Consider the following 1,211-nt stretch of genomic DNA (forward strand, 5'->3'; position numbering starts at 1 on the left):
ACTAAACAACAGACACAAAAAAACCGGCCAATAGGCCGGTTCTTTTTAACTAGCTTACTAAGTTAGACTTAGAAATAGTATGTAGCACCGATTGAGAAGTTAGACTGATCCTTAGTAGTAGTAGAACCAGTTTCTTCTTCTGCATCAACGTATTCAATGTACGTGTACATGTTGTCGCTGATGTTATAAAGCGCTTGCAACCAGAACTCGTCAACAGTTTCTTCAGCAGCACCGTCCAAGCCGTTGTCACCAGTACCGTATTGAGCAGCACCCATTGTGTACAATGCACCAATCGCAGCGTATGAAGCTTTATCTTGATCTTCGTAAGAAGCCATCAAAGTTAAGTCTTCAATAGCGAAAGTACCACCAAGACCGAATGCATCTTCTGCATCGCCACGACCAACTGCGTAAGAAAGAGTTGCACCGAATGCATCTGCAGAGTAACCAACAGAAGCAGAAGTCAATACAGTGTCAGTAGGCTTTTGATCAGCTTTTTGAGTAACACCAAAAGTCAAACCGTTGAAATCTGGAGATCGGTATTGGATGTTGTCACCTTCAGACATACCAACCAAGTTACCAGTTCCGATACCATAAACTTCTTCGAAGTCCATAACGTCGAAATCTTCAGCAACAGTATCGTCAGAACCAAACTGAACGCTACCGAAATCACCTTTTACACCGATGTAAGCTTCGTCAAAACCGTTAAGGCCGCCGTTACCTTCTTTGTCATCAGCATCGAACTCAAGCTCAGCTTTGAAATAACCTGAGATACCTGAAGCGATCTCGTGCTCGTGCTTGAAGCCAAGCGTAGAACCGTTATCTGCGAACTCAGAAGTAGTATCATCTGTAAGCGAGTCATCAGTAGTGTCGTTAACTAACTGAATGTTACCGTAGATAGTTGGCATTAAATCAAGCTTTTCAGCAAGATCAGATGCATGATCCATCGCGAATGCGTTTGAAGATAGTGCAGCTGCTGCTACAGCTGAAGCGATCAGAGTCTTTTTCATTTCGTCTTCCTTATTGCTAATTGAAGATTGGGCCTTGCCCGCTCGTTCTTAGTTAATTTAATAGCTATTAAATTGTTTTTTATAGTTTCAATGGGAAACCCCAAAGTGGTGCCCATTTAATTTCACACCCATGACAGAAATATTACAACCGAAATGACCGAGCAATTTCTTTCACGACTGCCATACTTTCGAACACTGAGTGCA

At 42.4% G+C, this 1,211-nt stretch carries 1 protein-coding gene; it reads right to left on the reverse strand.

Translation table 11 applies throughout. The annotated features are described in order from the left end of the window. Positions 1-68: 68 nt before the first annotated feature. Positions 69-1,007 (reverse strand): porin, encoded by a 939-nt coding sequence (locus tag A3739_RS18740; protein ID WP_068502400.1) that lies wholly within the window; start codon positions 1,005-1,007, stop codon positions 69-71. Between the last annotated feature and the right edge of the window lie 204 nt (positions 1,008-1,211).

The sequence above is a fragment of the Oleiphilus sp. HI0067 genome (assembly GCF_001635735.1).

Coding starts and splice junctions, on each gene's coding strand:
- A3739_RS18740 (WP_068502400.1), bottom strand. CDS start 1,007: ATGAAAAAGACTCTGATCGCTTCAGCTGTAGCAGCAGCTGCACTATCT.